Here is a 9,267-nt window from a genome sequence, read left to right on the forward strand (position 1 = left end):
TCGCTGCAGTAGCGCTTCCCGTCCTGCTCGACGTATGTCTCGGAGACGTCGCAGTTGCATCCTTCGTGTGCACAGATTTCCACTGGAACCTCCTTGGCCGTCTCATGAGGCGACCCGCGACTCGGAAGTATACAGGAGTCGCGGTGGGTGAACAGCGTTGCGGGAGCGCACCCTAGCCGGGGCATGCTTGGTTATCGGTCGGCGCCGGCCGAAGTTGCGTGCTTTCGTTGAAATTCACGCGGAGGCGGCTGCGCCGATTGCCCTGCCCACTTGCTTTCGGTTTACGCCGAGGGCGAGAAGGGTGCGGATGAGGAGGTCGACGGAGACGCTTGGGTCGCCGGCTTCCATTTTTGCGACGCGGGATTGGCTGGAACCGATGAGGTCGGCGACTTCGGTTTGGGTGTAGCCGAGGCTCTCCCGGCGCTTCCTGAGCAGCGCGGCAAGAGAGAGTTGAAGCTCGATGTACTCGGCTTCCTCGTCGGTGAGGCCGAGGAAGTCCTTTGCGGAGCCGAATCTCCATCCCTGTGCCTCGAGCCGACGTCGTTTCGATTCCTTCATTGGCTCCCTCCGTCGGGGCCCTTGTCGTAGCGATGCAGGCGACGCGACGCGCGGCGGATAGCCGTTGTTGGGGTGCCTCGAGTCTTCTTCGAGAACGCATCGACGATAACAATCGCATCGAAATCGAGTCGGTAGATGATCCGCCACGCCTTGCCCTGATCGTGATCTGCAATGCGCAGCTCATGACAGCGCGGGCCAATGGAGGGCATGGGTCGTGATTCAGGCATGGAAAGTGTTTCGCCTCTTTGCAGCCTCCTCAGGAGCAACCCAGCTCGCTTTCGCGCCTCGGCGGAGAAAGGAGGACTCCGCACCGACTCACCAAGCCAAACGAGAGGCTTATCCGGCATGAAGCCAGGCTTCCTTTATGTCATATTCGACATAGCTTTGCAATCGAGCTGCCATGATTTCTCGTGATGGGAGCTATCGGGCACCGGCAACCGAAGTTGCGGTCAGCGAAGCCGGGCGTTCTTGCGGGCAGGTGTACGATAGCCAGGGGCGGAACGGTCAGCGGCGTTGCGAGCGTCGAGTGCATAGCGTATTTGATCGACTCGTGGCGTCGATGGGCAAGGGATGATGTCTGAGCGATGGGAGATTCTGCTGGTCGCGCTCATCATCGGCGCAACGCACGTCATCTCGCCGCGGGTCTTTGGGAGTCGAAAGCACCCGGAAGTGCAGGCGGCGTTCGGCGGAGGGCTGTCGGTCGCCTATGTCTTCCTCCATCTCATCCCGAGCCTCGACGCGTCGAACGAGACCGTGGGTCCGCGTATCTACTTCGTTGCGCTGCTTGGCTTCGTCGTCTTCTACGGTTTGAACGCGTTCTTCCGGCCACCCAAGCAGACCCACCCGACGAAATACCATGCGTATCTCGCGACGTTCTTTCTCTATGACGCGCTCATGGTGTTCACGCTTGGTCTCGAGCTTCCACCCACACCCATCCTGACCGTGGTTTTTGCGCTTTCGCTCGCGCTCGACGTGCTCAACACCGACATCGAGCTGCAAGAGGACTATGGGGCGCGCTTCGTCAAGTCGGGGCGCTGGGTCCTGCTCGCAGGGGTGGCAGGCGGATACGCCCTGAGTCTGGTTCGGCGTCCGAACCCCGTGGTCGTGGATGTCCTCACGGCTGCGCTCGCAGGGTTCATGATTTTTCACACGTCAAAAGGGGTGTTTCCAATATCGAAAGACAGCAAGTTCCCGGCCTTCTTGGCGGGGGTTCTCGTGTTTTGGCTGTTTCACGTCCTGCTCGGCGCGGCGGACTGAGCCGCCGCATCTGGACCGTCCGCGGAGGCGCCCTTTAGTTGATGAGGAGGGTTCGTTCGCGGTTTTGGATTTTCATGATGGGGTGGCGGCCTAGGAGCCAGGTGGGGTTGTTGCCTGGGGGGAGGATTTTTAGGCGGCCGGCGTGTTCGCCTTCTAGGTGGCAGAAGGCGCAGGGGGTTGTGAGGTTTTCGGGGGTGTCGGTGCCGCCGTTGGCTCGGTATTTGACGTGGTGGAGGGTGATGTTGCGGTTGTGGCAGACGGGGTTGGTGCAGCGGTAGCGATCGCGGCGGTAGATCTGCTCCCATTTGTCGGAGGTGCCTAGGTGGGGGACCCAGGTTTGCCAGAAGGTGGTGCAAAGGAACTCAACGAAGCTTTCGTCGGGTAGCTTTTTGCGGTGGAGGCGCTCTAGTTGGCGGTAGTGGAGGAGGACGTCGCCGGGGACTCGGATGCGGAGGGTTACTTTGGCAGCGGGGGTTACGGATATCTGGACAGCTTCTTTCGGTGCCTCGTCTTTGGGACTCACGGATATCTGGACAGCGGGGGGTTCGTCGCTTGGGCGTTCGTATGGAGGAGCGCCGGCCTCCCCGTCGCCGGCGCGGACGTTGGGGTCGTTGCCCTCGTTGGGGGTATCGCGTTCATCGTGTTCATCGCGTTCGGATGGACGACTGCGGATGAGTCTTTGCAGGAGCTCTCCGCTGAGGATTGCGCGTTCGAGGGCCTGCATTTGGTTGATGTGGTGTTCGGTTGGGGGGGAGCGGTCGGTTGCGCCGGTGAAGCGGGTGGCCAGTTCTACTGTTTGGACTTCTTCGCGGAGGTGTTTGTAGGTGCGGCGGGTGGCGGGGGTGACCCAGGCGCGTTCGGTTTCGGGGGTGGCGATGCGGGTGAGGAGTTGGGCGGCTTCGAAGCCGATTTGGCCTTGTTGGAGGGCGTCGATGATGTGGTCGAGGCCCTGGCTGCGGCGGGCGAGGCTGAGTTTGCTGCGGAGGGAGGCGCGCGACATGCCGAGGCGTTCGCGGGCGTAGTGGGCTTCGGTGGCGAAGCCTAGAGTTTGCCAGCCGCGGAGTGCGAGGAAGCGTTGGGCCATGCGGCCGAAGAAGAGATCGCGGCTGGCGAGCTCTGCGCTGTGGTGACGGATGCGCGTGTCGAGCGCGTCGAGGCCGAGCGGGAGATCGTCGAGCTCGGGGGCTTCGCCGGGGTTGGGCTCGCGAGTGACGGCTGGGCGGCTTTGGAGTTCGGCGTTTGCTTGCAGATGCTGGGTGCGTTGCATTTCGGCGCGCCACGCGGTGTGTTCGCTTTCCATGCGCGCGGAGAGATCGTTTTCGGACGGAGGCACGAGCTCGAGGAGCGAGATGGTGGCCTCGGCAAGGAGGGACTCGAGGAAGTGGCCGCCGGTGCGCTTGCCGTCCATGTGCTCGACCATCATGCGCGTGGCCTCGAGCGCCCAGGCTTCTTCGACCGGGAGCGTGAGTGAGAGCGTGCGCGCGAGCTCGTCGTCGTCGTCGACTTGGGGTGGCGCCTGTGAGTCTTGTGACGCTGGTGATTTTTGCGGGCTCAAGGCGATGCGCATCGCTTGGACTGTTTTGCCGCGTGCGACTTGGAGGAGCGCGGCTTCGGTTTGCGGGGTGGCATGGCGTGCGAGGAGCTCGGCCATGCTCCAGCCGATGGACCCCGACTCCAACGCCGCGCTCAATCGTGGCAGGGAGTGCAGCCGGCTCGCGAGTGCGCGACTGTCGGCTGCCCAGCGACCGCCGCGACAACAGCGCTCGAGCGCGTACGCGCCGAGTGTCGAAAACCCGAGCTCACGATAGCCGTCGCCGAGGCGGTGAAGGGCTTGGCCGATGCGAAGTCGGAGGCGGCCGGCGCCGCGGGCTAGGCGGTAAAGCTCGGCGTCGAGTTGGGCGAGCTCGCCTAGCTTGGGTGGCGGGGGAGCTGGGACTTCGGAGAGGCGGCCGACCTTGCGTGGCGGGGGAGCTGGGATTTCGGGCCTGGAACTCCGCATGATTACTTGTGGTTATAGCCGGAGTACTGAACGTTTGTCAAGTTGCAATTGTCGACGGAATCGTCCTCCCGGTCAGTTGCTTTCGCGGTGTTCCCTGCACAGTTAGGGGGCACGCACAGGTGCGTGTCGCCGATGTCGAGCGCGTCGAGGAAGCCGTCGAACACGTCGGCGTAGAAGTCGTAGTCGTACGTGACGTCGAGGGGCTTATCGGAGAGGCCGTAGCCCGGGAGGTCGAGCGCGATGGGGCGGTGGGTCTTGCCGAGGGTCGGGGAGAATGTTGCGGTAGAGGTGGCTGCTTGTTGGGAAGCCGTGGAGGAGGAGGATTGGGGGGGGTGTTGGGATCGGGGGTGCCGGATTCTAGGTAGTGGAGGTTGAGAGAGTTGACGGTGACTTGGTGGGAGGATGGCTTCGTCATGGGGTTTGAGGCTATCATGAGGCGTTGGGAAAAGAGACTCGCTACACAACATTCTCTTCCGTCCACTTGCCTTCGTCGAAACTCGAAAAAATCACAGCATCAAGCACGCACGGTGTGATGTCACAGGCTTCGCAGAGCTTCTGGAAGCCATCAGAGACGAAGTTGTAGTAGTTTCGATCTTGCAACGCGTTGGCTGTGAGCTTGACTGGGAAGCCGATGGTGTTCAGCCACTTAGTGATTCGGCTGTCGATGGGAATTTCGAACCTCGACAGCCCGAGTGCTTGGAGCAAGTTTCGCGACTGTTTTGGACCAAAACCCTTGAAGCTGTCGGCGATAAACGCTGCTGCTCGCTTCTCGGTTTCTGGTGAGGAATTTGTCCTTAAATCGTCGAGTTGCCGAAGAGTTGGCTCCCACCCGCCGTCGCGCAGAAATGACATATTTGCGGCGAGCTCTTTGCCGATGATGGTAGACCGTCGCACCCCGCCGAAATTGGAGAGGACGGCACGAGTGAATTCCGCCAAATCATCCTGTTTGGCGCAGATCGGATAATTGAGAGGCAAAGGCTTCGTGCGGAGAAACTTCGCTACGGTCGACCCGGGCCCTGATCGCTGTTGTGTGGTCAATAGGCAGCCAACCATGCGATCCCAAAACTCGCCCTTGCTGATCGGCGGCTTGTCGGTCCGCAGATTGGTTGCGATTCGAGACTTCACAAAAGGATTCTCGCAGTGCTTTGCGTAGAACGCTCTGACTCTTGCGATGTCTTGGGGATCGATTTGCCAGAGCAGCCTCATCAGACGAATCTAGTACCGATCGTGGCTCTCTGCAGGTTCGCCATACCCATTGACCTGCCCACATACCGTGCCGCGGAATATCGGAACGCGGGCAGTGAGGGTCCGGCGCGCCACCTGCCTCGACAATCAGGCTCATTAACTACGTTTCCGCAACCTCGCAGTGGCTGATGAATCGCATCGTGTGCCTGTTGTAGTCCCGTTTTGCACGTGTTGCTTGGTCGAAGCCAGCGATCATCCTTTGCCCTTCATCCGTAGTGGGAAGGAGATCGAAGAACGGCGTCAGGACCTTTCTCTCCTGCGGCGAGCAGCTCCCTTTCAAGGGCACTTTCCAGTTGAGGAACATCTTCGAAAGGAGCGGGTACCCAAACCAAGGAGAGGACTCGAAAGGGTCGGGCGGATTCACGACGTGGATGAACGCGCCCTTGGCCTGTTCATATTCGATGAGTGCAAGTTCGACGGCAGGGCCCTGGATTACTGGGAAATCGGGCGGCTCGTAGTCATCTCGCCAAAGTCGGCCCAACGCTATCGCGCCGCGATAGGCAAGTGGCGGATCCGCCTGGGTTGCTCGGCGGACCAGGTAGCCTAGCGACAGGGCTGTTCGCCACACCATGTCGCTTAGCAACTGTGGATCTGGCTCTTCGGTTTCGATGGGCACTGACGCCGCGACAATCACGGTGTCAGACAACGCCGCGAAGTCCATCGCCAGCGGATGGCTATGGTACGGATACTGATGGCCAGCCACTTGCGTAAGATATCCATTCTGGAGATGCATTGCGGTCCTGGCGGCCTCCCTGACACGTTGTGCAATGTCGGCCGGCTGACGAGATTCGCGAAGTCTCTTCACTCCGAGCGCGTCGACGACGGCAACCGCACCCGTGGACCAACCTGTCTTCAGTATACTTGGCGGCATCGATGCACCTTACGTCGTTTCGATTGTCGAGCTATGCCGGTACTCCAGCCAACTCGCGGGCGCTCTGCTCCCGGGCTTCCTGCCCCCGCCTTCCCTCCGCCTCGATGAGACCGACTAAACGGTCGACCAGGACCGGCCTCAGCGCGACGAAGCCTGCGCTCCGGCCTGTCAGGGGTTCCCGGATTTCGATTTGGGATTCGCGCGCTGTCCCAGCCATGGTTGGGTACAGAATGGCTGCCGTTGAAACCCGCGGTTGACTCAGAGCATAGACAGAGAGCTGGTACAGTATTTCGCGCGGGAGGGACCTGTCCCAAAGGTCCCGGTACTTCGCGTCCAGGAGGGCTACCAACTTGTTTTTCTGATGAATCGCATAGTCTGGGCGGGGCTTGGGGGATTGCCGGCCCTGAGGATTCTGTCCCGCGACGTACCGCATCATCTCGGTCAACCTATACTGATTCTGAACGTGAAAGCCCGGCAGATTCTCCGAAAGAAACCGGTCCAACAGGCTCTGGAAGAAGCGGTTCATGTCAAAGAGGAAGCCCGGTAGTGGGTAGGATTCGTCTGCGTCGTGGAAGTCTACGAAGGTTCCGAAGTGCAGAATCTCGATAAGACGTAGGATGTACTCGTACGGGGCGACCAAGCGGTTTAGTGCTCGGCTGGCCTTGTCCAATAGCGAGGCAGACAAGCGCACGGGGCGTGTGTGCTCCGCCATCATGCTCATCTGGCGCCCGATGTCAGCCGCCAGACCTCGATCGGTGGTGATGCGGTATGCCGAGACGAGCCCGGCCAGAACGACCTGGTTCAGTAGATTGTCCGAGGAGCGGGGATAGTGACGGCAAGGAAGGGTGGCGTCGGCCGCGCCGCCTCGCCTCGCGAGGCCGGCGAAGTCGACTCGCCCGCGGGGACTGGAAAGGTCCTCCTCGAAGCCGACGTAACTCCTCGCGATGCCTCGCTCGATCAGTTGTCGTACTTCTTGATAAAGCTGCGCGACGAGGAGGTCCTGGAACAAGTTGCCGTCGAGAGCGTAGGTGGCGCTCTCGTATCGCTTGAGGTCACGGAGGCCATAGGCATAGCGGAACAACGTAAGCAGTTGGTGAACACCGATCTTGGGAGTGATCGTTAGTGTGAGCTGACCAAACTGGATGCGACCCACGTGTGACCGGGCTCGAATGTGGAGACCGTCATAGAGTTCACGAAGTTCGACCGTGCCTTCGCCTGTCAGCTTTCCGGCGAGCAGCCTGTCTTCGGGTGTCTCGAATCGGAAGTCTCGGAGCAAAGCGTTGTCGGCTGGCCCGATTGACTCCCATTCACGCAGAGCAACTCGAGCGCCGTTCACGCCGCTGGTTCCTTTTCGTCTTGCTCGTCCCCGGGCTCTTCCTCGAGACCCTCATCGAGCTCTTCGTCCTCGGAGGTTTCACCTTCAGCATCCGCATCAACAGCCTCAGGTGTCGCGGTGACGTCTGGGAACGCGGACAAGAGCGCCTCAATGAGCTCCCCACGGAGTTCGGGGCGAAAAAGGGTTTGTTGAATCGTTTGCCGCTTGCTGCTCACGATCGCATCGCCAAGGATCTTCTCGAGCGCATTGAAGTCCTCGTAGCAGTACTCCTGCAGCAGTGGAATGATGTCGTCGCGAAGGACGTCGGCGAACCGGCCCTTGTCTTGGATGCCCTTCTCTTCACTCAGAAGGTAAGAGTGTCCGATTTGCAGATTTCGTGACCCACGGCCGGCATGTTGGACAACACGGTGGTTGAGCTCGTCGAGCCACGGGCCTAGGGGAAGACCGCCAACGCTGGCGCCTCTGAGCGTAGTGCTGTCGGGCATCAATTCGATGAAGGCAAATCGCCGTCGTAGCGCTGCGTCTAGCAACGCGATTGAACGGTCGGCTGTGTTCATTGTTCCAACAAGTTGGACGTTATCTGGAACCACCAACGGGTCACCCGTCAACGGCAACGTCATCGACTTGCCACGCTTGTCTTTCTCCAAGACGGTGATCAGTTCTCCGAAGATTCTTGGAATGTCGCCTCGGTTAATCTCATCGACAAGGAGGAAGTAGTCACGCTTTGGATCATTGATCGCGCGCTCGCAGAGCTTGGCGAAAATTCCCTTTTTGGCCTCAAAGCCCACCGCGCCGTCGGTCAGCACCGGACGATATCCGATGAGGAAGTCTTCGTATCCGTAGGCCGGATGGAAGCAGCAATGCTCAATGGCCCCCTGATCGTGAAGTTGCTGGCGCTGCTCATCGGTCAGTTGGTCATAGGAACAGTCAAACCAAGAACGGGCGGCGAGTTCATCAATCGCTTTTTCAGCCCAGTATGTTTTTCCGGTCCCAGGGGGGCCGTATAAGATAACCTGGCGCTTTCGATGCAGCGCCGCTTTGATGCGACGAACAATTCCAGTTAGCTGCGGCGGCGGTGGTGGTACGATGGAATCAGCTTTCTTGTGCTCATCGTGCTGATGGTTGTCGCCGGCCTCGATACTCGATAGCCTTCGTTCTATCTCAACCAAATTCATGGGATGCCGAGAGAGTTTTGCGAACGTGGTGCGGAGAGCCTCCTTTTTCGGTAGTTTCCACTCCTCCACCGATCTCCAATTCACGGGGCGTCGGTGGCTAAAAGGCCCGTCTCCCTCGACAAAGGAATAGTCGCCGTCCACTTCGCCAACGCCTAGTACGTTGGACCCCCGCATCGCGACTACTATGTCCCCAGGCTCAACACGTGCTGCGAAGTAGAAGAGTTGTGTAGCAGTGCGAGTAACGACGCTCTTCTTGTTTGGATAGTGCTTTTCCATAAGCGCACGGACTTTGTCTTTGCCCTTGCTGCTGTGGTCGATCTCCGAGAGGTTTCCGACGTTGCTCCAGCCTACTGCCGCAAACCCGCCGTCCCGCATGCGCGGCCATTCGCTGGGGCCGGTTTCGCCAGGGTTCGTCCCAACGCGCCAGTACGTACAGGGGTTCCCATCGCGACGGTTGAGCACAATGCTGAGGCTGCCAGTTGACACACCGATCTGCCGGGCGATGCCCGAGAAGAAGCGGGCGTTATCGTACATGCCTTCGTATGGGAGTTTATGCAGTCGCAACAGGTTGAGCTGTTGGTATCCGACGACGTGAAAGTGATCGAGAAGGTTTGGGTAGAGCAACGAGAAGTATTTGTGTCCCCAGGCCCTGTCGGCAACGTTGGGGGCGACCTCATCCATACGCTTCTGGATCGCCTCGTAGTCCGCGGAGCCAGGGTCGTCGGCGTACTCCGCAAGGACCGCAGCGCCTCCGATGAGTTTATCTCGCTGCCCGCGCACCCAAGTCACTGCTTCAGGGACAGTGAGGCGGCGCTGAGCTTTTGAG

Annotated in this window: 9 protein-coding genes; 2 read left to right on the forward strand and 7 right to left on the reverse strand. The window is 60.1% G+C overall.

The genetic code is table 11. The features are described 5' to 3' along the window. Positions 1-234 precede the first annotated feature (234 nt). Both HKN37_11110 and HKN37_11115 read right to left on the reverse strand, forming a co-directional pair. Complete coding sequence (locus tag HKN37_11110; GenBank protein ID NNE47197.1) at positions 235-558, reverse strand: helix-turn-helix domain-containing protein; 324 nt, start codon at positions 556-558, stop codon at positions 235-237. Beyond that, on the reverse strand, positions 555-905 hold the full coding sequence (locus tag HKN37_11115; GenBank protein NNE47198.1) for a type II toxin-antitoxin system RelE/ParE family toxin: 351 nt from the start codon (positions 903-905) through the stop codon (positions 555-557). The genes HKN37_11110 and HKN37_11115 overlap by 4 nt, the downstream gene beginning before the upstream one ends. 223 nt (positions 906-1,128) lie before the next feature. Between HKN37_11115 and HKN37_11120 the strand changes: the two genes are divergently transcribed. Further along, complete coding sequence (locus HKN37_11120) at positions 1,129-1,815, forward strand: hypothetical protein (GenBank protein ID NNE47199.1); 687 nt, start codon at positions 1,129-1,131, stop codon at positions 1,813-1,815. A 34-nt stretch (positions 1,816-1,849) separates the two neighbouring features. Here the strand turns inward: HKN37_11120 and HKN37_11125 are convergent, their stop codons facing one another. The 5 genes from HKN37_11125 to HKN37_11145 form a co-directional block, all read right to left on the reverse strand. Further along, positions 1,850-3,466: an HNH endonuclease gene (locus tag HKN37_11125; GenBank protein ID NNE47200.1), complete on the reverse strand. Its 1,617-nt coding sequence runs from the start codon at positions 3,464-3,466 to the stop codon at positions 1,850-1,852. An 804-nt stretch (positions 3,467-4,270) separates the two neighbouring features. After that, a complete protein-coding gene (locus tag HKN37_11130) occupies positions 4,271-4,939 on the reverse strand; it encodes a hypothetical protein (GenBank protein ID NNE47201.1) in 669 nt (222 codons plus the stop codon). Positions 4,940-5,159: 220 nt separating this feature from the next. Further along, positions 5,160-5,930: a hypothetical protein gene (locus HKN37_11135; protein NNE47202.1), complete on the reverse strand. Its 771-nt coding sequence runs from the start codon at positions 5,928-5,930 to the stop codon at positions 5,160-5,162. Positions 5,931-5,961: 31 nt separating this feature from the next. Continuing rightward, the gene (locus HKN37_11140) at positions 5,962-7,266 is read right to left on the reverse strand and encodes a restriction endonuclease (protein NNE47203.1); all 1,305 of its coding nucleotides are present in this window, start codon (positions 7,264-7,266) and stop codon (positions 5,962-5,964) included. Then, on the reverse strand, positions 7,263-8,441 hold the full coding sequence (locus HKN37_11145; protein NNE47204.1) for an AAA domain-containing protein: 1,179 nt from the start codon (positions 8,439-8,441) through the stop codon (positions 7,263-7,265). Before HKN37_11145 ends, HKN37_11140 begins: the two co-directional genes overlap by 4 nt. 552 nt (positions 8,442-8,993) lie before the next feature. On the opposite strand from HKN37_11145, the gene HKN37_11150 reads away from it, so the two are divergent. Next, positions 8,994-9,266, forward strand: coding sequence for a hypothetical protein (locus tag HKN37_11150; protein ID NNE47205.1), 273 nt, complete (start codon positions 8,994-8,996; stop codon positions 9,264-9,266). Position 9,267: the final 1 nt, after the last annotated feature.

This window comes from Rhodothermales bacterium (assembly GCA_013002345.1).
Lineage (GTDB): Bacteria > Bacteroidota > Rhodothermia > Rhodothermales > JABDKH01 > JABDKH01.